This window comes from Paraburkholderia sp. OAS925 (assembly GCF_040543975.1).
Lineage (GTDB): Bacteria > Pseudomonadota > Gammaproteobacteria > Burkholderiales > Burkholderiaceae > Paraburkholderia > Paraburkholderia graminis.
Genome location: NZ_JBEUNO010000002.1, coordinates 1,956,878 through 1,979,856 on the forward strand (window position 1 = coordinate 1,956,878; position 22,979 = coordinate 1,979,856).

Sequence of the window (22,979 nt, forward strand, 5' to 3'; positions counted from 1 at the left end):
TATCCGGATGCATAGTTTCGAGCTTTGGCGGGACCTTTATCTGGAACGTTGAGAGAAGCTACCGCTTATAATCATTGTCCTTAAGGGACTTGACGACGTTGTCGCTGTAACGAACCAGCTTTCCATCCTTCCACTTGATGAACAGGTAATCCGTCGAACCCAGTGCCTCGTGCTGCGTCTTGGAGAATGGCTTAACGTAGGTCTTCATCACGCCTTCATAGGGACTCTGGAGGGTTTCCAGCGCTTCTCGCACTTTCGGACCATCGGTAGTTCCCGCTTGGGTGATAGCTTTCGAGAGCAACATCACCGAGTCGTAGGCTTGAGCGGCGTTGCTAAAAGCACTCGGGGATCCAAGCTTTGGCGATAACCGATCGAACAGCTTCTTCTGCCGCGGTGACAGGTCTTCCGAAATCGTGCGCATAAAAAGAGGCCGTTCCGCAAGGGCTTTGCCTGCCGTGTCTGCGAAAGCTTGTTGATCTGCGCCCCACGATGTCAGGGTCATCGGGAAATAATTAATCTTTTCCATGCTTCGGAAGAGGTGGGCGAGCGGGGTCGGCTGCGCCCAGACAACGATCGTATCCACGCCCTCCGCTTTCAACTTGCCAAGCTGGGAAGTCATATCGGTATCGCTGACTGCAAACTTCTCTACATCTACAGGCTTTATTCCCTGGAGTTCACCGATTTCCCGGACGTCCTTCAGGCCTCCTTGGCCGTAACCTGTCGTCTCGGCCATATAGCCGACCTTTTTGGATGTGCCGCCTTTTTTGACATATGCCATCAGACCAGCTGCCTGCTCCCTATCGACGCCCGACACCCGAAACATGTAATTCTCGGAGCCCATCGGCTTTGTGATGTCTGTCGCTGTCGCATTCGTGCCTATTACCGGGATCTTCTTCTGATTAGGAATTTGTTTCCAAGCAAGCGCGTTGCCCGAGTTGGTGGGACCAAACACCGCGACAACCTTTTCATTGTCGATCAGGTCAGACATGTTCTGAATCGACTTGGATGGCTGCGAGAGGTCGTCGCGGACAACGAGCTCCAACTTGCGATTCAATACACCGCCTGCAGTGTTAACATCGTCGATAGCCGCCTGCAACCCGAGAACCGCACCTTGGCCGGCTTGCGCGGAGGGCGACGCAGAGATGTCTCCGTTCCAACCGACCTTGATCGTCTGCGAGTAAGCTCCGGCCGAAATTGCGCTCAGGACGAGTGCTGAAAGAAGCTTTTTGGCAAGGCTTGAAAAGGTCATAGACAGACTCCTATAGTGTGCCTGTGGAACAAGGGTCCTTCGCCAATGGCGCCGTTGGCCGCCGCCTGAAAGCGTCCTGCGGATGGCAATTGCAGGGATTACGGCGTCATTGCTAGCCCGACCTTCATTCGTGGGATGGATATGGTTCAAAATTCCAACACGTCGGCACCTAGACTGCGTGCCCGCGCGGTCCGGAGCGCGCAAGGCATAGACGCGGAACGCTCAAAACTCGCGAACTCATCGGCAGACCGTTGACGAGGTGCGTGGTTATCAATTGCCCGTCGGACAGCTAAAGTGCAGCGATAGTGATTGCTCAGAACTTGTGCCGAAGCGCGAGACGAGCAAGGAACTGGTGATTGTTCGAGGAATCGCCCTGGTTGGTGAAGTCGGCTACTGCCGGGGTTCCAATTGACGATGTACCGGATGCTCGTTGCCAACCGCCCTCGAGATATACGTCCGTGCGTTTCGAGAAGAGGTAATCGGCCATCGCGGCGATCTGATGGAAATGCTGGTTCCCTACGACAGAACCCGTTGTCGTATGAACACCTTTCCCGATCAAGTACTCGTATTCCGCGCTGAGAATGAATGCCGGACTGAGCTTGTACTGCGCACCGACGTCAACGTTGTTGAAACGTGCCGTGCCTCCTTGCAGGGTCCCGCCTAAATTGGCGTACTGGACGTTGGAGGCGGACGCGATCAGTGTCGTCTGCCCAATCGTATAAGTGCCCGCTACGACTGCAAGCTGATAAGCGCTCGCACTCGCGTAGCCTTTGTTCAACGCTTGGGACAGCAGTGACACACCGTTTGCATAGGCTGTGAAAAACCCAGAACCAGGGGTGGAGGAGGTCGGATTCTTGAAATACTCGAACGCGGCGCCCAATTGGATTGGACCGTATGAGTAGCCGGCACCAACCGAGTAGCCGCTGTTTGCTGTCGTATTTCCGGGCACACCGCCGACGCTATACTCGCCGCCGAACGAGAAGCCGCCGAGCTTGGGGCTCATGTAGCGGATCGCGTTGTTGAGGCGGACTGAATTGGCTGTGTTGTCAAGGTCGCCAGGATGTCCGAAGACGACTGAGCCGATCAGCCCCGCTGCGGTCAGCGCCTCGGGAAAATAGAAGATCATGTCGTACTGTCGGCCAAACGTCAGGCTGCCATACTGTTGGCTATTCAGCCCAACGTATGCCTGTCGGCCAAAGGCCGTTCCGCCTTGACCGAAGGCACCATTGTTGAGGTTGATACCGGACTCGAGCTGAAATATCGCTTGCAGACCTCCACCAAGATCTTCCTTCCCGACGAAACCCCAACGGCTGCCGTGGATCCCTCCGAGCGCATCCATATAAACGCGCTTTCCGCCGTTGACGTTACTCGAATACATGAGTCCTTCGTCCAAGATTCCGTATAGCGTGACTGAGCTTTGAGCGTGGGCCGTCACCCCGAACGTATAGATTGCGGCGCAGAAAAGGGATTTTTTAAGCTTCATCTCGATTTTGTTTGGAACGTTTTGTTGTAGTCGCCGAGTCACGTCGTGTGAAAGGACGGTCCTGTGGATCTCCTCGTTGTGAAGCGCCGCCAACGAGTTAAGCGGTTGCTCTCAAGATCTGAGGATTTGATACCAGCCGTGCGTTGTTATGCAATCCCGAATAGCGAGAATAATTAACGTATAACGCCTGATAAGCAAGTAGGGTTTGTCCGTAAAGCGTTGACGGTTGAGGCCCACTTATGCGCAGCGATGACGGCCCCGCATCGCCTATTCCGTGCACACGTGTGGCCGCAAGGTCTGCGGAACGCCGACGACGCAACCATGCATAAGTCGCCCGCCGGGGGGTACATTACCCTAGATGATCTTCCTTTACTCGTGTCGATAAATCCCGTACTATGGGACTAATAGCAGTGTGAGCGATTCCCGGACAGAGTGGGACCGATGTCGCGGCCGCTTGCACGTTCGAATCCTTTCCGGTGTGAGGGGCGACTTACCAAGGTCTAAGCGTCATCGTCCGCTTGATTGCGCGTTAACTTAACAAGTCTGGCGAAGAGGAGAGGCTCTAGATGAGTATGGGGTTTCGGGGTACCTTCAGGGGGACAACACTTCTGGTGGCGGTCATGCTGGGATGCAGCGTGGCGATTCCTTGTTTCGCGGCAAGCTCTGCCGCGAGCGATTCCGCAGTCACTATGGATGAGCCGGTGCCTATTCCGCCAGCGGAGCGGTCATTGCCAACGGTCGTGGCAGAGCCCTATTACAAGGTGTCGGATGAGGGTTTGAACCTTGAGGGAGCGTCGTTTGACCGTAGGGGCAATCTACTGTTCGTTGAAGTCTTTGGCGGGCGGGTATTCAGTTTGTCGCCGGATCGACAGTTGACCACTGTGGTAGGGCCGAACAAGCACGGTTCAGCAGGTCTTGCAATCCACAAGGATGGGCGACTCTTCGTCGCGGGCCTTGGAAACTTCAAAGACACCGGTTCTCTCGTCATGTTTTCGCCCGAGGGCAAGCAACTACAGACGGTCATCAGCGCCGATAAGGGATATCTCGTTGATGATCTGGTTTTCGACGGCAACGGCGGGTTCTACTTCACCGACTTCCGTGGTTCAACTACCGAGCCGACGGGCGGCGTGTATTACGTCCCCCCTGACTTGGAGAGTGTGACGCCTATTCTCCCGCATCTGGCAGCGGCCAACGGCGTCGCACTCAGCCCCGACGGGAAGACCTTGTGGGTGACAGAGTTCAGCAAAGGGCTGCTGCATCGTGTGCAGTTGTTGGATGCGACCACCGTTGCGGCATTTGGGACCGCTATCACGTATCAGTTCACGGGCCCGTCGCCCGACTCAATGCGGATAGATAGTTCCGGCAATCTCTACGTGGCGATGTATTCTCAGGGGCGGGTATTGGTGTTCAATAAAATGGGGATTCCCATCTGTCAGGTGTTAATCCCTGGGCGACGAAAAGGGCATAACCTCTTGTCCACCAGTATGGCGATCAAGCCTGGGACCGACGAATTGTACATTGTCGCGAATGATGCAAAAGGCGGAAGGGGCGCGACAATTTTTCGAACCAGGGCGGTGGCGAAAGCACTGCTTCTTTACTCACATCAGTGACCCGTCATCTGTAGCTGAGCAACCCAGATCGGAGACGTTGCGGTGGTTTGCTGTCGCGACAAGTCCCTTACTTGGCCATGCAAAATATGTCCGTTTCTTTCGATACCGTTCGGACGCGCGCTGCGAAGCACGCTGATAAGGAAGATGCATCGTTGTGGCGTTGGTTCTCGGAGCTTTATGAGGAAGGGCGCATCCGCTGGTGCAGGTCACCTCAAGGCTGGCTGGTGAGCGTTGATCATAAGCATCTCGCAACGGAGAGCGACTTCGATGCTGCGATTCGGAAGAGTCGCGAGCGATACTTTTGCGGTCGACGGAGAGAAGTCTGAATGCGGCGAAACTAGGTCACATTCTGTCTGAAACAAATGTTACCGATGCGTGCACGACGTAAGAAGGATTGTGCGATGGCCAAGCTCGAGAGTCAGTGGCCATCTTGTCTTGGTGCGATGAGCGACAACGATGAGGCGAATACGCGTTCGCGCGATGTGCAGTAACCCGCCGCGGTCGGGACTCGAGGGATGTCGAGGGTCAATTACTGTGCCGGTGAATGCCACGGCGATAGGCAGGTCATACTTGAAAGCAGCGTGATGCATGTGATGTGCGCGAACCGCGGTGCAGAAGCAACCTATGTATTTTTGAGAGAGACTCCGATTGCGAACGCGCGAATCGCGTGACAACTCTTCCATTGGCTAACGATCAATGACCGAACCGTCGACATGCCGTGAGGAAAGTTCCGCCCGTAAAAGCGGAACAACGGCTTGTAAACATACTTCAGGTTCGCCACCAGGCGTCCGCCGTTCTGATGGTGTGGGTAGCCTCAGAGTGCTTCTGGTTCTTAGCATGCTGATGGCGTTCGCTTCAATCTCGACTGATCTCTATCTCCCGGCTCTTCCGACGATGACGATGGCGCTTCATGCCAACAAGGGAGATCTTGAGCTAACTATCTCTGGGTATCTTGTCGGGTTCAGTGCGGGACAGCTTTTCTGGGGACCAGTTAGCGACCGGTACGGCCGACGATCTCCGGTTGCGGTTGGCCTACTTCTATTCATCGTGGGCTGTGTGGGTTGCGCATTATCTTCGAGCGCCAGTGGCCTTATTTGCTGGCGCATCGTCCAGGCACTTGGAGCATGCGCGAGCGTCGTACTCTCCCGTGCTATGGTACGAGATTTATACACTGGGCATCGTGCCGCACAGATGATGTCGACGCTCATGACGGTAATGGCGATAGCGCCTCTAATCGGTCCATGGATTGGCAGTCTCATCTTGCGCGTATCATCGTGGCACGCGATCTTCTGGACACTTGTTGGAGTTGGGATCTTTACGCTCGCTTCCCTCGCTAGCTTTCCTGAAACGCTTCCCCGGTCGAAACGGAATTACGCATCACCTAGCAGCACATTTACAGCGTATTTCGATATCATTCGACATCGCCGAATTCTTGGGTACCTGGGTGCCGGGGGATTTTTCTACGGCGCCATCTTCGCTTATATTGCGGGCACCCCCTTTGCGTACATCACGTACTATCACACATCTCCCGAGCAGTACGCTCTCCTGTTTGCGATTAGTATCCTGGGGATAATGGCAACTAACCAGATCAATTCGCGTCTTGTAGCGCGTTTTGGTTCGGATCGACTATTGCGCTGCGGTTCGATCGGAGTAGGGCTCGCAGGTGTAATACTCGTTTTTGTATGCCTCGAGCAATGGGGAGGTTTGCCGTTGTTGGTCGCGCTTCTTTTCACTATAGTTTCGGCCAATGGGTTCATTGTCGCTAATTCGATCGCCGGCGCGCTCGCGACGTTTCCTTCTCGAGCAGGAACGGTTTCAGCTTTGGTCGGTGCTGCGCAATATGGACTCGGAATCGTAGGCTCTGCCATGGTCGGCCTGCTCGCCGATGGTACGCTATTGCCGTTGGGAAGCGTGATTGGGATTATGACCGTCGGATGCGCAATCAGTGCTAGCCTGCTTGGGGGAGCGGGGCGAGCTTCGTCCGGAAACTGAGGACAATACGAAGAATTTCTGATTTCCTTAATGGAATTCAGTGGTCAGCATTTGCAGACGGGCGTATGACATTATTTCCAGGCATTCCAAAGGCAAGATACGCTGATCTGTTTTTCGGTTTCCTTTCATGCTGAATCAAGCAGGAGAATCGTTGACATGAGAGTGAAGATTCGAAGCATCGTACTGGGCGTCAGCCGTTGCCATCATGGGCGCTTCCACTGTCCCACAAGTGTACGCACAGGAAACTCTACATCTGTCATCGATGATTGACAGATGGGGCGAACTGTCCATTTGGGAGGTGATGATAGGTATGTCAGGGTCAGTGAAACACAAGGTAGGAATGGTCTTGGCTACCGTCATAACTTTCGGCATGACGGCACCGGCTTTCGCTGCCGACGAATCCTCTGGGCGCGACAAGCTGAAAGCGCATTCTCAGGAATTCCGCAAACGCATCGAGAAAGTTACCGAGGGCATCTACACGGCCGTCGGTTACTCCGCCAGCAATGTCACCTTGATTCAGGCCGATGGCGGCTCGATCATTGTCGACACCTCCGCCAATCCGGTCGACGCCAAGGCGATTGTTGACGCCTTCGGCGATCGGATGACCCATCCTGTGCGTGCCATCATCTATACCCACAATCACCCTGATCACACTGGCGGTGCAACGGTATTCGCAGGCGGTGACAAGCCGGAAATTTACAGCCATAAGCTTCTGGTCACAGCTAAGCCTGACACAGGTCGTGGACGGCGTGACGGTGGCGATGTGTTCGGCACCGCTCTGCCCGACGATCAATTCATCAACGTCGGCACGCAGTTGGAATACGGCAGGATCACTCCCCATACTCGGGAAGGGTTTTTACCGCCCACCCAAACCTTCAATGGCGACGACGAAAGTCTAACGATTGCCGGCGTGCCGATCACACTGATCCTCACTCCCGGCGAAGCCGACGAGAACATCTCGGTCTGGCTGCCGGATCGCAAGGTCTTAATCGTCGGCGACGTTTTCTTAAAGACGTTCCCCAACATAGCGCCACTAAGAGGTCTTCCGATCCGCCCTGTCGAGAAATGGATCATCAGCCTGGATAAGTTGATCGCCGTCAATGCTGAGTTCATCGTGCCTGGCCACATGGGCACGATCAGCGGGGCAGACACAGCGAGGGAAGCACTCATGGCTTACAGGGACGGCATCAAGTTCGTCTACGACAAGACGATGGAAGGGATCCGCAACGGCAAGACGCCCGACGAATTGGTTCAGGAGATAAGGCTACCTGCCGAACTGGCGCAGCATCCATATCTTCAGGAGTTTTATGGGAGCGTCGCCTGGGCAGTGCGTGGGATCTATTTGCAGAACGCCGGCTGGTTTGATGGCAACCCGACGCATATCTTCCCGCTGACTGAAGAGGAACGTGCAACAAAGCTCGTTGCAATGGCCGGAGGCACTGCGAAGATGCTGGGGAACGCCCAAGCATCCCTTTCGGCGAGCGAATTTCAGTGGGCAGCGGAGCAGGCTGATTACGTTCTTGCCCTTGAGCCACAGAACACCGCCGCAACAACAATTAAGATACGTGCGCTCCGGGAGCTCGGCGAGCGCCAAATGAATGCGACCGCTCGCAACTATTACTTGACGGTGGCACAGAGCTTAGAGAAATCCCTTCAAGACAAACAACCCAAGTGAATTTCATTCTTCATGAGTCACGCGGGCTGGTCGAACTCGTGGGGCACCGTCTGCGCCAAAACAATTCCAATTAACATTTTTCGGGTTGAAACCAGACGCCCGCCTAGACACGCTCCAACTTCGGCGGTTCTCTACCCACTCATGTTAGCCGGGTCTTCGCCACCGGCAGCCTTCTCTATAACTGGCCTCTTCGCCGGTCCACGATGGAGAGCAACGGCGCTACTGCGATGACCGCGATCGCCAGGACGATTGGCCATTGCGCGGAAGCCTGGTCGCGAATGTCAGGCCGCTGCCGTCGACCTAACGGCGCTTTTTTCCTCTCCGGTAGCGCGGTGACATTGCTTTCCGGCAATAAAGCCCTAAGCCGCTCGCACTACAGACCAAGTTCGACTGCCTGCGCATCAGCCGCCACAAGAAGGCTTGTCAGCTGGTCCCGCTGTTCGGTGACACTGGCGATTCGTTGCCTGAGATCTCTCGCCTTCTGGAGCCCGGCAATTTTGGATTCGGTCCTTGGACGGTCAACTGAGCTATGGCTTGATAGCCACCAGCAAAAAGCCACACATCGGCCCGCGCACCGAACTGGAGATCCAGCAGACCTTGCAGCGCGAGGTGGAACAGGAGCGCTGGACGAGCCTCGACCGCACGCTGCAACGCGAGGCCGGCGAGGATGGCCGGGTGCAGTTCGAACGCTTCAACGAACCCCGGCTTCAACGCCAGCGCCTGCTGCTGATCGGCCGGTTGCAACGCTTGCAGCGCCTGGGCCTGGCCGACGAGATGCAACCGGGCACCTGGGCCGTCCATGCCGATGCCGAGAAGACCTTGCGTGCCCTGGGAGAGCGTGGCGACATCATCCGCACGATGCAGCGGGCCATGAGCGGCCAGCCACGCGAGCTGGCGGTGTTCGAGCCGAGCGACGAAGGCCGAACCGTCATCGGCCGCGTGGCTGCCAAGGGGCTGGCCGACGAGCTGCACGACCGCTGCTATTTGGTCATAGACGGCGTGGACGGCAAGGCCCACTACGTCGCGCTCAACGCCCGCGACGAACTGGCGAACTATCCCACTGGCGCGGTGGTGGAGGTGCGCGGTTTCGCCGAGGTGCGGGCGGCCGACAAGAACATTGCCGCGCTGGCGAGCGATGGCCTGTACCGCACCGATCATCACCTGGCGATCGAGCAAGGCCGAGCCAAGGCTGGCCCAACCCGCAGGAAGTCGTCGCGGCCCACGTTCGCCGGCTGTGTCGCGCGCAGTTGTAAATTGATACAGCAATGCAGTTAGGAATTGATACACCTCGTTGTAGGGTTGCTTTTTTTGGGCGGCCCGTGATCAGCTACGAGGAGTACATGGAAATCGAGATTCTGCGTCGCCAGGGAAACAGCCTCCGGGACATCGCGGTCGAGACCGGCATGGCAGTCAACACCGTCAGGAAGTATCTGGAATCGGGGCCACCGCTGCGTAAGGCCCGTCAGCCTGTCGCCGGCAAGCTTGAGCCGTTCAAAGGGTATCTGCAGGAACGCGTTGAAGCAGTGAAGCCGGACTGGATTCCGGCGACGGTGCTCAAGCGGGAGATTGAGGAGCGCGGCTACACGGGCGGGTTACGCCGCGTGCAGGAGTATCTGCAGAAGCTTCGACCCGCTGGACGCCTCGACCCGGTGGTGAGATTCGAGACAGAGCCGGGACATCAGATGCAGATGGACTGGATTGAGTTTCGTAAGCCGGGCCACAAACTCGGCATGCTCGCGGCGTTCGTTGCGACGTTGGGCTACAGCCGCGTCAGCTACGCGGAGTTTGTAACCGACATGCGCATCGAAACGCTACTGGCTTGCCACGTGCGGGCATTTGAAGCCTTCGGCGGCGTCACCAGAGAAATCGTTTATGACAATATGAAAACGGTGATCTTGAAGCGCGATGCCTATGGCAAGAAGCAGCACCGATATCATCCGGGGTTCGCTGACTTCGCCAAACACCATGGGTTCGTACCTCGCGTGTGCAAGCCATACCGCGCGAAGACGAAGGGCAAGGTCGAGCGTATGAACGGATATCTGCGCTACAGCTTCTGGGTCCCATTGGTTTCAATGCTCAAACAGGCAGGGCTCACAGCCGAATGCGGCCTGTGCAATGAGCGCGTCAGACTGTGGTTGCGCGACGTCGCTAACGTCCGTGTGCACGGCACGACCAAACGGATCCCGGCCGAGGTGTTGCTCGAGGAGCGGCCGCATCTTCTGCCACTGCCTGCACCCTACGTGGGACGATCGGTTAGAACGGGCGCGACGCCACATCAGCAGCCGAAACCGGCATCACGGCACACAAGCCCGGAGTGGAACAAACCGTTTCAGCACCCGTTGTCGGTCTACGACGCGTTCAGCCGTGCACAGGAGGTAAGCGCATGACTCCACAGCTCGAACGACTGACTGTGTTGTGCAAGCAGCTGAACCTGCTGCACTTGCCGACACAGATTGCGCACCTCGGCCAGATGGCCGCGAAGCGCGAGCTGGGCTATCTCGACTTCCTCGAACAGGCCTTGAAGGACGAGGCGATGGCACGCGCGGAGCGAATGCGCCGGATGCTGACGCGTCTTGCTGGCTTCCCGGCAATCAAGACGCTTGATGAATTCGACTTCGAGTTTGCGCTCGGCGTACCGAAAGCTCTGGTTCTCGAACTCGGCAGTCTTGCCTTTGTGGAGCGTGCCGAGAATGTCGTGCTCCTCGGACCCAGTGGCGTTGGCAAAACCCAGGTATCTATAGCGGTGCGGGGTTGACGCCGAGGGGCAAGTCGATGATGGAGCTGCTGGGCGCCTCGACGAAGTGATCGCGGGTCGACTTCGCACCATCGAATTCAATTGCATTTGATTTGAATCTGGGCGCAGGGCGAACGCCGAGGGCCAAGAGTATGAGGCCGGGCTTCCGTCGATCCGGACTCGTCGTTCAACTCCGCCCGCACACTCGCTGGTACCCTTGCCTGCGGGCACCGAGCCCAGCGACCTTAAGAACGTGGGAGAGCCCGCAAAGTTCGTCCCGACGATGTGAAGCCCATGGTTGCCGGGTTCGGGCTGGCGCAGGCAAGAGTAACGAGATGGTGGCGCATGAATCTGCAAAGTTCAAGCGGCCACGAATGAAACACCTGGCAGTGCTGCCCAGCATCGAGCCCTCTGATTCGTCGATAAGGAGAATAACAACTCATGGCTTCTATCAGCAATGCACCGGTGCGTCACCGAACCGTCGGCATCGATCTGGCGATCAGTGCGGTACAGGTCGCGCAGGTCTTCGATGATGGACGTGCGATTGGCAAACCGATCCGCTTTCGTTTGACCTCAACCGACCTAAGGCGTTTCGTGTCAGCCATTAAGAGCGGCGTCAGCGCGGAAACGCCGATCACTGCAGTGATGGAACCAACCGGAATGGCATGGTTTCCGGTGGCGAACTGGCTGCAGCGTGCCGGAATCAAGGTCATTCGCGTGAAGGGTCAGCGCGTGAAGGCGTTACGCAAATACCTCAGCGAGCATGCCAAGACCGATGCGGCCGACGCGCATGTATTGGGCGCAATACCCGGCTTTGGCGGTCGTGGCCTCGACCCCGTTCATGTGCCCGGCCCCGAGCAACATGCACTACAACGACTGACCAAACAACGTCACCGATATCAGGAACTGGTATGTTCCTCGCGGCGCCGCGTTCTTGACCTTATCCGCTGGGCCTGCCCGACTCTTGAGCCTGCGTTACCCGATACAGTGACGCAGCTCACGTTGGCAATCCTCGGCGAGCTATTCGATCCGCGCAAGGTTGTCGCCATGCGACGCGATGTGCTCGCCCGGTTCCTCTCGCGGCACGCCTCGGGGAATCATCCCAAGAGCGGTCCATTCATCGATTCGCTGGTCGAGAAACTTAAGTCAGTTGCCGAGGAGACCATTGAGCTTCATGGTGATAGTGTCGATTTCGTTGCGCTGCAATTCGAGGTGGCACAGGAAGTCGAACACTTGCACCTGTGGGACTGTCACGTCCGCGCGATCGAGCGTGAGGTAGAGCAGATCTATCAGCGGGTGCATCCTTCCGATGCGCTTCGATCCATTCCTGGCATTGGGGCGACTTTGGCTCCGCTGCTCATTGGCGTACTCGGCTACGCGAAGCGCTTCCGTAACGAGGATCACATCCGTGGTTTCTGCGGTATGTTCCCGACCAGGAATTCTTCCGGTGGCATTGAGAAGCCCGGGCAGAGGCTCACAAAGAGCGGCAGTGATCGCGTCAAACGGGCGCTGTATATCGCAGCAGACGTCGCACGCAAGATCGATCCAGATCTCGCCGCCGTGTACTGGCGCCTCATGGTGAATAAGGGGCATCACCACAAGCAGGCCATATGTGCTGTTGCCACGCGTTTGGTCAACCGAATCTATCGTGTCCTGAAGACTGGAGAGCCGTATGTACTTCGGGATCAGGAGGGAAACGCGATCACCGTCCAGCAAGGCAAACGCATCGTCGCTGAGCGATTCACAGTGCCGCTCGAAGTTCGCCAGTCTCGAAGGAATCAGCCCATGCCAGAACCGGCGTAAAACGTCATTCGAAGACCGCGAGCAAGCGTTGACAGTCGGTACGAGATCATCTTGCTGTTGCGCTCGGATATCGTGCAACGCAGGCCGGGTTTCGCACCCGCTTCATCACTGCCGCCGATCTGCTGATGCAACTGACGACAGCGTTGCGCCGCAACCAGCTTGAGGACACCATCAAGCGGACTACGAAGCCCTACAAGCTTCTCATCATCGACGAGATGGGATACCTGCCCATGGACCGGGAGCAGGCGAACCTGCTCTTCCAGGTGGTCGCCAAACGGTATGAAACCGGCAGTCTCATCCTGACTAGCAATCTGCCGTTCGGCCAATGGGACCAGACCTTCGCTGACGATGCAACGCTCACGGCGGCGCTCCTAGACCGGCTGCTTCATCACGCACACGTCGTGCCGATCTCTGGCGACTCGTACAGGCTGAAGGAAAAACGCCAGGCGGGCAGATCAACCGCATCCCACCGCTGCACTTAACCGACGCGGACGACGTCAAACGCAAACGCAATTCGAAGGAGGCAGCACTCAGCTAATAACCGTATCCGCGGGTGTATCAAATTCAAATTGCGTTTGCGTCCGAAGCTGTATCAACTTGAGATTGCGTTTGACAGCTGGAAGCCCTGCGCCGCGCCGGCATCGTCGAGCGCGTGGCCGAAGGGCTACGGAAAGTGCCGGACGATCTGGCCGAGCGTGGCCGCCAGCACGACGCACAGCGCCTGGGCGGCGTGGCCGTGGAACTGAAGTCGCACCTGCCTATCGAGCGGCAGGTCCACGTGATTGGAGCCACCTGGCTCGACCAGCAACTGATCGGCGGTGGCCGGGGATTGGGCGACCTGGGCTTTGGTGGCGACGCCAAGCAGGCCATGCAGCAACGCGCCGATTTTCTGGCCGAGCAGGGGCTGGCTGAGCGGCGCGGGCAGCGCGTGATCCTCGCCCGGAACCTGCTGGGGACGCTGCGCAACCGGGAACTGGCGCAGGCCGCCAAGAACATTGCCGTCGAAACCGGCCCGGAGCATCGCCCCGTGACCGACGGGCAGCGCGTGGCTGGCATCTACCGGCGCAGCGACATGCTCGCCACTGGGCGCTACGCGATGCTCGATGACGGCATGGGGTTCAGTCTCGTGCCGTGGCGGCCGGTGATCGAGCAACGGCTGGGGCAGCAGATTGCAGCACTGTGCGCGGGGGCGGTGTGTCCTGGGAAATTGGACGGCAGCGCGGGCCGGGGATCGCCTAGCTCAGAGTAAATCCGTGAATCTTAAACATCATAGTAATAGGCAATAAATCCGGCCGAATTGCTGTACCAGTATTTTTTAATTCAAGAGAAAGATTGCACTTTCAACGTAAATTCCACTGGGGCAATGAGATGAAGATCGGAATCCTTGGTTCGGAAGGCATGGGCGGCCAACGAGGGGTGATTTTTTCCAAACTCGGCCACGAAGTGACATTCAGCTACTCGCGCAGTGAGCAGAAGCTGGCTGGCCTGGTAGCGGCGAGTGGCCATGCCAAGGCCGGTACACCTCGGCAAGCTGCCGAGCACGCGGACCTGGTGCTTCTCGCAGTGCATTGGCTGGATCTTGATGATGTGCTCGTCCAGGCTGGCGACCTGTCCGCGAAGCTCATGCTTTTGCACCATGCCGCTGAATGCCAGCAACAGCGACCTTGTGATTGCTCACACTGACTCCGGTGCTGAGTCCATCGCGCGCCGACTGCCTTCCGCCCATGTCGTCGCCTCATTCCAAGCTACACCCAGCGAACTGCTGCTCGACGTGTTCGAGGCGCGGGGTCCGTGGCCGCGTCCCAACATTGTGTACTGCGGCGACGACATACACAGCAAGGAACGCTACCGCGCTTCTTGCGCAAATCGGGGTCGAGCCTGTGGACGCGGGCTCCCTGCGTGTTGCGCGCCTCGCCGAGCCATTCGGAATGCTCGCAACAGTGCTCGCCTATGGGCACGAAGAAGGGCCGAAATGGATCTATCGGTTCAGCCGGTGGAAGTGACGCAGCGAACGGCGCGCGGCGGATAGCCCGACTGCACGCAAAGACGCTTGCTGCGGTTGAGCGGGGGAGGCGTCGAGCTCGTCGAATGCCGTGCTCAGGTCTGGGAGCACAGCCCGTTCTAATCGGGGAGCTCACGTACCTGGCGCTCGCCAAAGTTCCACAATATTGAATTGGATCAACAATAATTTGGGATAGTTTGTTATTGTAGGATTATCGAGTAAGATTGGAGCCGGCAGTTCGGCGTACGGCGCTATGTCAGTGCTCCGCGACTGGCTCCTTACCACCCATCCATTTCGACAAGGGAACAGATATGGCTCGCATCATTCTCATCACAGGCGCCAACCGCGGTATCGGCCGCGAACTCGCCAACCAACTCGCAGCAGATGGCGACACCGTGCTGCTCGGCGTCCGCGACATTGGCGCCGCCACCAAGGCAGCCACGGAGATCGGCGGCAATGCTCGCGCGGTTCAGATCGATGTTTCGAAGCAGTTAAGCGTCGACGCGGCAGCGAAGAAAATCGAAGCCGAATTCGGTCGTCTCGACGTGCTGGTCAACAACGTGGGCGGGGTCTTCGACTACGCGCAGCAGGCTTCCACAGCCGACCTTGCGGTAGTCCAGCAGGCTCTGGATATCAACTTCTTTAGCGCCTGGCGTGTCACGCAGGCGATGCTGCCGCTGCTGCGCAAAGCGCAAGGCGCCCGCATCGTCAACGTGTCGAGCGAAAAGGGTTCGCTGGAAAACATGACTGCTGGTGTCCCCGGCTACAGCACGTCGAAGGCGGCGCTGAACGCCTTGACCCGGAACCTCGCCGCAGAACTCGCCGATCAAGGCATTACTGTCCACGCCGCCTCCCCCGGGTGGACTGCTACCGATCTGGGTGGCGAAGGCGGCCGCCCCGTGGCCGAAGGAGCGGCCAGCATCAAGTACGTGGTCAACCTGTCGGCTGATGCCGGCACCAGCGGGTTTTATCAAGACGGCAAGAGCCTGCCCTGGTGAAGCCTGAACCTCGCTGCGATTGGCGGCGCAGTTCAATCAGTCCGATCAGGCTGCGCATCAATTCTTGTCACCAGACGATCAAGGGAGAATCATGAAAGCCGTAGGCTACAAACAGACTGGGCCGATCGACCGCGAAGACGCCCTCATCGACGTTACGCTCCCGAAACCCATCCCCACGGACCACGATCTGCTCGTCGAAATCGCGGCTACGGCCGTCAACCCGATCGACTACGAGATCCGTCGCAACGCCGCACCGACTGACGGCGAAGTTCGTGTCCTGGGATGGGATGCCGTTGGCATCGTCGTAGACAAGGGCTCACTCGTCCAAGGTTTCGAGATCGGAGACAGGGTGTACTACTGCGGCGCCATACGGCGGCAGGGATCGAACGCCGAGTACAACCTTGTTGATGCACGCATCGCGGCGAAGGCTCCTGCCTCCTTGTCCAATGCCGAGGCGGCCGCCTTGCCGCTGACCTCGCTTACAGCCTGGGAAATGCTTTTCGAGCGTCTGGACGTGACACGTCCCGTTCCCGGAGCGGCTCAGGCCGTGGTCATCATCGGTGGCGCCGGCGGAGTAGGATCGATGGCGATCCAACTGCTTCGCGCCTGTACCGATCTCACGGTGATCGCTACCGCATCACGCCCGGAAACCAAGGAATGGTGCGCCAGCCTCGGCGCGCATCATGTTGTTGATCACAGCCAGCCGCTGGCCCAGCAGATCGAAGCCCTAGGCATTGGCGCGCCTGGCTTTGTCTTTGCAACAGCCGGTTCCATTGAGTATCGCGACGACATCGTGAAGTTGATGTCGCCCCAAGGACGCTACGGCTATATCGACAATCCAAAAGTGTTCGATGCCAATCCCTTCAAATGGAAGTGCATTTCGATCCACCTTGAAGCGGTCTTTATGCGTTCCCTGATGCAGACGGAGGACATGGGTCTACAAGGTGCCATCCTCCGGCAAGTGGCCGAGCTGATCGAGGCCGGCAAGATTCGGACGACGCTGACCGAGACCTTTGGTTCGATCAATGCGACGAACCTCAAGCGGGCGCACCAACTGCTGGAGAGCGGCAAAGCGCGCGGCAAGATCGTACTTGAGGGCTTCTGATCGTGGTGTGCTCGGCCCTTCGACGAACTGGCGCCCGACGAGACGCAATTGAAGTACACGATTGCTGCTAACGTGCTTCCAATCAGGCAATAAATCGAGCGAATTGATCTATCGCTTCGCTTGTCAGTGCTCGGATCATATCTGGAGCGGATAGATCCTTTATACGACCGCGTTTACCTTATCGACGGAGGTACTGGCATGAATATTCACATTGCCAAGGTGATTCGTGCAGGCAGATTTACCGGCCGGCGCGCAACTTTGACCCTGGCTCTTGCAGCGTTCGCGGCTTTCGGCGCGGTTGCCACCTTCGCGCCCGTCGCCGTTGCACAGGACGTGGCCGCTGCGAAGACTGGCGTTTTCGCGGTCATTTACGAACGCGGTTCCGCCTATCAAGGTAGCAAGAGCATTGCTGAGCAATCCAACATCAAGGAACACATCGCGTACGGCCAAACTCTCGGGCACAAGTTTCTGGCCGGTGGATTGCTCGGCACACTCACCGAGGACAAGGTGCTGGGCATGGTTGTGTTCGAAGCTGAGAATATCGAAGCGGCGAAACAATGGGTTAACCAAGATCCAGGCGTGAAAAGTGGCGTGCTAAGCGCGAGCGTACGCCGCTGGCAGGTCACCAGTATCAAAGCCTACCAAGGAAAATAGCTGCTTGGCTTTGTCTGCCTATAGCTGTACGCGCCTAGGTCGTCACAGGCGCACGTTACTGTTCTCCAAGACGCGCGTTTCGCTGGAACATCATGCCGCCTGGTCTGCGGCATGACATCTATCAGAACCAGAAGCTGCCTGGCGATCGCTTTGTCGCGCTGATCGAATGCGACCTGCGGCCAAAATTTACGTCTCCCAATTGCTCTTGCAATAAGGCAAGAAAATCAAGCGAATTGATCTGTCACTTTGCTCGTGGATTTCGGGAACATATGCAGCCTGAGGTCCGCATGGCCGTGACATTAGAGCGCCGCGGCGAACGCGTCGCTGCGCCGAATTCAATGATCGAAGTGAGAGGCCACCATGATGATTTCTCGTGAAGACCGCCGCGAAGCTGAAAATCAGATCGCGCGTCTGATCCATACCTATTGCTACCGGCTCGATGCAGGTGACTTGGAAGCAGTGGCCGCGTTCTTCGAGGATGCGGCCTGGCATAGTTCCCCGACCGTGGCTTGCCACGGGGCGGCGGAAACACTCGCGTGGTTACGCCAGAACGCTCGAGCGCACGAGGCCTATCTCGGTCCGCAGCACTTTATCGGCAACATCCTCATTGACGTGGCCGACAGCGGGCAGACGGCGGGCGGTATGTCGTATTTCATTGTGTCGCATCTGGCGGAAGGCTCGGCGGTTCAGTTAGCTGCGCGAGGACGCTACGAGGATCGCTTTGCTGTCCGCAACGGGCAATGGCATTTCGTGGAGCGGCACGTCCACATAGACGGCCGGTGAAGCCAATAAATCTTGAGCTCGATAGGAAATAAGAACACACATGGCTGAAGCATCTATCTCTCCGTCCACGTCAGGCTCATCTACAACGGCGCACCTGCCGCTGGTCGTCTATGTTCTGACAGTAGGCACGTTTCTCATGGGAACGTCCGAGTTCATCGTCGCCGGCTTGTTGCCCGAGATCGCTGCCGACTACAACGTATCGATCGCTCAGGTAGGCACGGCGATTACGCTGTTTGCCATCGGAATGATCTTCGGCGCCCCAGCGGTGGCGTTGTTCACCTTGCGGATGCCGAAGCGGATCACACTGTTGCTCTCCCTCGTCATATTCGCGATAGGGCATTTGATTGCAGCGTTCACGACAGACTTCACGGTACTGCTTATCAGTCGCGTGGTCAGCGCTGTTGCTACAAGTTCGTTCTGGACCGTCGCCGCTGTTGTTGCATCCAAGGCTGCGGGCTCCGCTGCTAGTGGGCGGGCGTTAGGCATCGTGATCGGCGGCGGCATGCTTGCTAACGTTTTAGGCGTACCTCTCGGCTCGATCGCCGGGCAGATCGCTGGGTGGCGGGGTCCGTTTTGGGCACTCGCGATCATTGCCGTCGTCCTTGCCATCGCTATCGTCAAACTCGTTCCCGCAGAGGTGCTGGGGCGGACGATCCCGCGAATCCGCGACGAATTCGCAGGATTGCGCTCGATTCGGCTATGGTTCTCGCTGCTGGGGTGTGTCACCGTCAACGCTGGCGCGCTCTCTGTCTACAGCTTTATCGCTCCTTTGCTGACCGAGCACACGGGTCTGGCAAACCAGTTCATCCCCATCGCACTGGCCCTGTTCGGTGTGGCCTCGTTGATCGGGTCGATCTTCGGCGGCCGGATTGGCGACCGCCATCCGCATACAATGCCGATGTTCACTGCCGGCATCTCGGCGCTTGCCTCGGCAGGCCTGCTCGCATTTTCGTCGATCCCCGCCGCCGCACTGATCATGTTCACGTTGCTAGGCTTGGTTGGTCTGGCAGCAAACCCGGTGCTTACCAGCCTGGCCGTCGGCTACGGCGGCAATTCCCCTTCTCTGGCATCGTCGATGGTGGTGTCCTTCTTCAATGTGGGCACCGCCTTGGGCACTTGGATTACCGGCATGCTTATCGAAACGCAGCTTGGCGTGCTCGCCCCTCCGCTGGTGGGTGTCATTTTCGGCGTGCTCACATTCGTGCCGGTGGTGATAATTGCCGTGCTGGAACGCCGCCGTCCGATTCCGCGCAACACGTTCACGGCTCCCAACGAAGTCATCTAAAGAGCATTCCTGTCTTTGGTGTCAGCGGCAGCCAGGCCACGTCGAGTCCCATATTGCTGTTGCTTCTGCTGATGTACGTCAGCATAATTCAGCATTATGGAATCAACGACATCGTCCGGCCGCATAATTCAGTCCGTACAGCGGGCCTTCGACCTGCTGGAGTGCATCGCCAAGCAACCGGAGGGCGTGCGATTGAGCGAACTCGCGGATGGTATCGGTCTTAACCGCAGCACTGCTCATAATCTGCTCGCGTCCCTCGAAGGGCTCGGATACATCATGCAGGACAGGAAGGGTGCGGCTTATCGCCTGACCGGCAAACTCAACGGACTTTTGCGGCCGGATGCAGAGGCCGAGCACGCGTTGCGCGCCCGCATCCGGCCCGTCCTACAGGCCGTAAGCGCTGCATCTGGCGAGTCGGCGTTTTTAGGCTTGGTCAGCGGCAGCGACTACCTGTGCGTAGATGCGGTGCAGTCAGACAAGCCGCTGCACCTGGCGGTCAAACCTGGAGAGCGGACCGCGCTGCTCGGGCAGGCGCTTGGCCATGCGCTGCTGGCGGCGGATGCCGACCTTGCCCATTTTATCCGTGGCCACGATCCCGCCGGGTGGAAACACCACGCCAAGGAGATCGACGACGCGCAGCGCAGAGGTTTCGCACTCGACTTGGACAGTGAGAACGCAGGAATCTCTTGCGTCGCGCTCGCGGTCACTCCACGCGCCGCCATCGCCATCGCAGGGCCAACAAACCGCCTGCCGGAGTTGCGTCTAATCGAGATTGCCCAGCAGATCCGTGAGGAACTGGACAAGGTACGCCCGATGGGCCAAGGCTGGTTCTAAGTCCGGCATACGCCAAGGTCTGCCGCAACAAAGGCTATGAGGCTCTGCCGTTACGCTTGGCTTGGCTGGGCTGGGCGGGTCCATTGCACGTAACGCTGCAATATCGCGTTTCGGCGGCGCTCCAAACAGGCGGCTGTACTCGCGGCTGAACTGCGAAGGGCTTTCGTAGCCTACCTTGAACGCGGCACTGCACCATCCATATGCTCATTCAGCATCAATCGTTTCGCCTCGTTCAATCGCAGCCACTTCTGGTACTGCCAGGGACTTATCTCGGTCAGATGGCGAAAGTGATGATGAAAGGTCGGCGTGCTCATCTGCACGCGGGCAGCGAGTTCTTCAACGCTGAACGGTTCGGCATAGTGCAATTTCAGCCATTCGATGGCTTTTGCGATGCGATGCCCTTGGCCGTCGATAGATACAACCTGACGCAAGAAAGAAGCTTGATCACTTGTCAGTAACCGGTAATGGATTTCGCGTTGGATGAGCGGCGCGAGCGCGGGGATCGCCTCGGGCTCTTCCAACAACGCTAAAAGACGAGCAAGCGGTGCCAGGAGGCTCGGCGTTGCTTCGCCGATACCGAGCCCTGTGCCATTGGGCCGATCGCGACGGGTCGAGGGTGTGTGAAAACACCATGATTGCCTAAACTGGATTAACTCATTCAGCTTGGGTGACCGGATGAAGCGATTCATAGAAGGTGAAGATCGCAAGCAGGTGACGCTGCTTCCAGAGTGCCTCGATGACTTTGTTGCCGAGGACAATCCGGTCAGGATCATCGAGGCGTTCGTTGAAGAGCTTGACCTTGAATCACTGGGCTTCGATGGAGCGATGCCGTCGACTACAGGTCGCCCGTCCGATCATCCGGGGATGCTGCTGAAGATCTATATTTACGGCTATCTGAACCGGGTCCAGTCGAGCCGCCGCCTGGAACGTGAATGCCAACGCAATGTTGAATTGATGTGGCTCACGGGCCGTCTGACGCCGGACTTCAAGACCATCGCTGACTTCCGTCGTGATAACGGCACCGGTATCCGTAACGTATGTCGCCGCTTCGTCGTCTTATGCCGTGAACTGAAGCTGTTCTCTCAAGCGCTCGTTGCCATCGACGGTAGCAAGTTCAAGGCAGTCAACCCTCGCGATCGCAACTTTACAGACGGTAAGGTCGACAAGCGCCAGAAGCAGATCGAGGAGAGCATCCAGCGGTATTTGAACGCGCTGGAGACTGCCGATCGTACGCAACCCGCTGAGCTGGAAGCGAAGACGACCGATTGCAGGACAAGATCGCACGCTTGCGCGAGCAGATGCGAAACCTCGATCAGATCAAGAAGCAACTCAAGACGCAGCCTGATGGCCAACTCTCGATGACTGATCCCGACGCGCGCTCCATGGCGACGAGCGGCAAAGGCTCGGAATGGTGGGTTACAACGTACAAGTGGCAGTAGACGCCAAACACCACCTCATCGTTGCTCACGAGGTCACAAACTCTGGCAGCGACCGGGCGCAACTCAGCCCCATGGCGAAAGCTGCACGCGATGCGATGGGTAGGACCAGACTGCAGGCAGTCGCCGATCGTGGCTACTACAGTGGGCGTCAGATCAAAGAGTGCGCAGACGCAGGGATCGCGGTAATGCTGCCGAAACCCACGACATCGAGCGCGAAGTGCCATGGTCGATTTGATAGGGCTGACTTCATCTACATTGCGCGGGACGACCAGTACCAGTGTCCAGCCGGTGAACGGGCAATCTACCGTTTCACCCGGGAGGGGCACGGTATGCAGTTGCGCCGTTACTGGAGCAGCGCCTGTCCTCAGTGCCCAATAAAATCGCAATGCAGGCCAAGTCCGTATCGACGAATCACCCGATGGGAGCACGAGTCGGTGCTGGAATGTGTTCAACGTCGACTCGACAGAACGCCGGACGCAATGACGATACGCAGACGCACCGTCGAACATGTCTTCGGGACATTCAAGCACTGGATGGGTTACACGCACCTCCTCACACGCAGACTACCGAACGTGGGGACCGAGATGAGCTGAATGTGCTTGCCTACAACCTCACGCGAGTGCTGAGAATCTGGGGTTCAAAAGGACAATGAAAGCGATGCGGCTGGTGGGTGTCTGAGCACCCACCGACCTTGAAAACAGGCTCACAATCGCCAGTTAAAGGGCGCTTGCCCCCTTCAGCAGTTCGTCATCGCCGAATAAACGGTCGACAGGCAAACCGCCAAACGTGCGAAGCGAGGTCAGAACCGCGTGCATTGAAATTTTCTTGGCGTTTCCACACAGCCTAGGTCGGCAGATAACCTTAAGCGATCAACTCGGCCACGGTTCGCAAGTCGATTTTCAAAGTCAATGCAAGACGCGGCCAATCCGGACTGGCGTCCAAGACCTCGGAATGGGCGAGGACGTCCAATGAAGTGAGCAGGGAGCGAGAGGTGTTGTAGTGATAGGCCTCGCCGCCCACCCACGTCCGTTTCTCTCCCTGGGCCACCAAGACGATGCTGGGTTCGACCATGCAAATGGACGGCGATGACGGCAAGTCACGCCGGAAAAAGGTACGGCCACTGATCGACGTTGCCACATCGCCCGTTGCAACGGTGGCGTAAGAGCCAATGGCCGTCGCCAGCGTTGCAACGATGGATTCGTGTTGAGCTGTCATTTGCGATTCGTTGCCATAGCGATTGTCGGCCAGTCTACCGAATGGATACCCTTCCGCCACTTAAAGTATGCGACATCCATACTAATAGGCAAGAAAACCAGCGAATTGCTCTATCGGT

16 protein-coding genes and 6 pseudogenes are annotated in these 22,979 nt (G+C 57.8%); 18 read left to right on the forward strand and 4 right to left on the reverse strand.

Annotated features, from left to right (window positions below; genetic code table 11):
- Positions 1-58 precede the first annotated feature (58 nt).
- Together ABIE53_RS27535 and ABIE53_RS27540 are read right to left on the reverse strand one after the other, a co-directional pair.
- Positions 59-1,249 carry an ABC transporter substrate-binding protein gene (locus ABIE53_RS27535; protein WP_192699138.1) on the reverse strand — a complete coding sequence of 397 codons (1,191 nt, stop codon included), beginning with the start codon at positions 1,247-1,249 and terminating at the stop codon, positions 59-61.
- A gap of 313 nt (positions 1,250-1,562) precedes the next feature.
- The gene (locus ABIE53_RS27540; protein WP_192699137.1) at positions 1,563-2,732 is read right to left on the reverse strand and encodes a porin; all 1,170 of its coding nucleotides are present in this window, start codon (positions 2,730-2,732) and stop codon (positions 1,563-1,565) included.
- Positions 2,733-3,298: 566 nt separating this feature from the next.
- Between ABIE53_RS27540 and ABIE53_RS27545 the strand changes: the two genes are divergently transcribed.
- The 17 genes and pseudogenes from ABIE53_RS27545 to ABIE53_RS27625 all read left to right on the forward strand — a co-directional run bounded on the left by ABIE53_RS27545 (position 3,299) and on the right by ABIE53_RS27625 (position 20,207).
- Positions 3,299-4,342, forward strand: a complete 1,044-nt coding sequence (locus ABIE53_RS27545; RefSeq protein ID WP_310074912.1) for an SMP-30/gluconolactonase/LRE family protein — start codon at positions 3,299-3,301, stop codon at positions 4,340-4,342.
- 819 nt (positions 4,343-5,161) lie between these two features.
- Positions 5,162-6,334 (forward strand): multidrug effflux MFS transporter, encoded by a 1,173-nt coding sequence (locus ABIE53_RS27550; protein WP_374710213.1) that lies wholly within the window; start codon positions 5,162-5,164, stop codon positions 6,332-6,334.
- A 346-nt stretch (positions 6,335-6,680) separates the two neighbouring features.
- On the forward strand, positions 6,681-8,009 hold the full coding sequence (locus ABIE53_RS27555; protein WP_310074915.1) for an alkyl sulfatase dimerization domain-containing protein: 1,329 nt from the start codon (positions 6,681-6,683) through the stop codon (positions 8,007-8,009).
- A 561-nt stretch (positions 8,010-8,570) separates the two neighbouring features.
- A pseudogene (locus ABIE53_RS27560) lies at positions 8,571-9,244 on the forward strand (DUF3363 domain-containing protein); the annotation flags it as partial.
- 84 nt (positions 9,245-9,328) lie between these two features.
- Entirely contained in the window at positions 9,329-10,396 is a 1,068-nt protein-coding gene (gene istA / locus ABIE53_RS27565; protein WP_445376134.1) for an IS21 family transposase, read from the forward strand.
- Positions 10,393-10,755, forward strand: a pseudogene (locus ABIE53_RS27570) (ATP-binding protein); the annotation flags it as partial. The gene istA and the pseudogene ABIE53_RS27570, both read left to right, overlap by 4 nt.
- 429 nt (positions 10,756-11,184) lie before the next feature.
- Positions 11,185-12,546, forward strand: a complete 1,362-nt coding sequence (locus ABIE53_RS27575) for an IS110 family RNA-guided transposase (RefSeq protein WP_171800825.1) — start codon at positions 11,185-11,187, stop codon at positions 12,544-12,546.
- Between the two features lie 41 nt (positions 12,547-12,587).
- A pseudogene (locus ABIE53_RS27580) lies at positions 12,588-13,084 on the forward strand (ATP-binding protein); the annotation flags it as partial.
- 75 nt (positions 13,085-13,159) lie between these two features.
- Positions 13,160-13,785: pseudogene (locus ABIE53_RS27585) on the forward strand (DUF3363 domain-containing protein); the annotation flags it as partial.
- Positions 13,786-13,914: 129 nt separating this feature from the next.
- A complete protein-coding gene (locus ABIE53_RS27590) occupies positions 13,915-14,229 on the forward strand; it encodes an NAD(P)-binding domain-containing protein (RefSeq protein ID WP_376916417.1) in 315 nt (104 codons plus the stop codon).
- A gap of 630 nt (positions 14,230-14,859) precedes the next feature.
- On the forward strand, positions 14,860-15,546 hold the full coding sequence (locus ABIE53_RS27595) for an SDR family NAD(P)-dependent oxidoreductase (RefSeq protein WP_192699134.1): 687 nt from the start codon (positions 14,860-14,862) through the stop codon (positions 15,544-15,546).
- A 91-nt stretch (positions 15,547-15,637) separates the two neighbouring features.
- The gene (locus ABIE53_RS27600; RefSeq protein ID WP_192699133.1) at positions 15,638-16,651 is read left to right on the forward strand and encodes a zinc-binding alcohol dehydrogenase family protein; all 1,014 of its coding nucleotides are present in this window, start codon (positions 15,638-15,640) and stop codon (positions 16,649-16,651) included.
- Between the two features lie 198 nt (positions 16,652-16,849).
- A complete protein-coding gene (locus ABIE53_RS27605) occupies positions 16,850-17,305 on the forward strand; it encodes a YciI family protein (RefSeq protein WP_192699132.1) in 456 nt (151 codons plus the stop codon).
- Between the two features lie 92 nt (positions 17,306-17,397).
- On the forward strand, positions 17,398-17,682 hold the full coding sequence (locus tag ABIE53_RS27610; RefSeq protein ID WP_192699131.1) for a hypothetical protein: 285 nt from the start codon (positions 17,398-17,400) through the stop codon (positions 17,680-17,682).
- Complete coding sequence (locus ABIE53_RS27615) at positions 17,666-18,088, forward strand: nuclear transport factor 2 family protein (protein ID WP_192699130.1); 423 nt, start codon at positions 17,666-17,668, stop codon at positions 18,086-18,088. The genes ABIE53_RS27610 and ABIE53_RS27615 overlap by 17 nt, the downstream gene beginning before the upstream one ends.
- A gap of 40 nt (positions 18,089-18,128) precedes the next feature.
- Positions 18,129-19,373, forward strand: a complete 1,245-nt coding sequence (locus ABIE53_RS27620; RefSeq protein WP_192699129.1) for an MFS transporter — start codon at positions 18,129-18,131, stop codon at positions 19,371-19,373.
- Positions 19,374-19,469: 96 nt separating this feature from the next.
- Positions 19,470-20,207: an IclR family transcriptional regulator gene (locus ABIE53_RS27625; protein WP_192699128.1), complete on the forward strand. Its 738-nt coding sequence runs from the start codon at positions 19,470-19,472 to the stop codon at positions 20,205-20,207.
- A gap of 87 nt (positions 20,208-20,294) precedes the next feature.
- On the opposite strand, the pseudogene ABIE53_RS27630 reads toward ABIE53_RS27625, so the two are convergent.
- Positions 20,295-20,812: pseudogene (locus ABIE53_RS27630) on the reverse strand (helix-turn-helix domain-containing protein); the annotation flags it as partial.
- A 70-nt stretch (positions 20,813-20,882) separates the two neighbouring features.
- On the opposite strand from ABIE53_RS27630, the pseudogene ABIE53_RS27635 reads away from it, so the two are divergent.
- A pseudogene (locus tag ABIE53_RS27635) lies at positions 20,883-22,324 on the forward strand (IS1182 family transposase).
- A 183-nt stretch (positions 22,325-22,507) separates the two neighbouring features.
- On the opposite strand, the gene ABIE53_RS27640 reads toward ABIE53_RS27635, so the two are convergent.
- Entirely contained in the window at positions 22,508-22,861 is a 354-nt protein-coding gene (locus ABIE53_RS27640) for an AraC family transcriptional regulator (RefSeq protein WP_192699127.1), read from the reverse strand.
- Between the last annotated feature and the right edge of the window lie 118 nt (positions 22,862-22,979).

Excerpts from the sequence above, each read along its gene's own strand:
- ABIE53_RS27540 (WP_192699137.1), bottom strand. The coding sequence starts at position 2,732 with ATGAAGCTTAAAAAATCCCTTTTCTGCGCCGCAATCTATACGTTCGGG.
- ABIE53_RS27535 (WP_192699138.1), bottom strand. The coding sequence starts at position 1,249 with ATGACCTTTTCAAGCCTTGCCAAAAAGCTTCTTTCAGCACTCGTCCTG.
- ABIE53_RS27545 (WP_310074912.1), top strand. The coding sequence starts at position 3,299 with ATGAGTATGGGGTTTCGGGGTACCTTCAGGGGGACAACACTTCTGGTG.
- ABIE53_RS27640 (WP_192699127.1), bottom strand. The coding sequence starts at position 22,861 with ATGACAGCTCAACACGAATCCATCGTTGCAACGCTGGCGACGGCCATT.
- ABIE53_RS27590 (WP_376916417.1), top strand. The coding sequence starts at position 13,915 with ATGAAGATCGGAATCCTTGGTTCGGAAGGCATGGGCGGCCAACGAGGG.
- ABIE53_RS27575 (WP_171800825.1), top strand. The coding sequence starts at position 11,185 with ATGGCTTCTATCAGCAATGCACCGGTGCGTCACCGAACCGTCGGCATC.
- ABIE53_RS27595 (WP_192699134.1), top strand. The coding sequence starts at position 14,860 with ATGGCTCGCATCATTCTCATCACAGGCGCCAACCGCGGTATCGGCCGC.
- ABIE53_RS27615 (WP_192699130.1), top strand. The coding sequence starts at position 17,666 with ATGATGATTTCTCGTGAAGACCGCCGCGAAGCTGAAAATCAGATCGCG.
- ABIE53_RS27600 (WP_192699133.1), top strand. The coding sequence starts at position 15,638 with ATGAAAGCCGTAGGCTACAAACAGACTGGGCCGATCGACCGCGAAGAC.
- ABIE53_RS27605 (WP_192699132.1), top strand. The coding sequence starts at position 16,850 with ATGAATATTCACATTGCCAAGGTGATTCGTGCAGGCAGATTTACCGGC.
- ABIE53_RS27610 (WP_192699131.1), top strand. The coding sequence starts at position 17,398 with ATGCCGCCTGGTCTGCGGCATGACATCTATCAGAACCAGAAGCTGCCT.
- ABIE53_RS27625 (WP_192699128.1), top strand. The coding sequence starts at position 19,470 with ATGGAATCAACGACATCGTCCGGCCGCATAATTCAGTCCGTACAGCGG.
- ABIE53_RS27620 (WP_192699129.1), top strand. The coding sequence starts at position 18,129 with ATGGCTGAAGCATCTATCTCTCCGTCCACGTCAGGCTCATCTACAACG.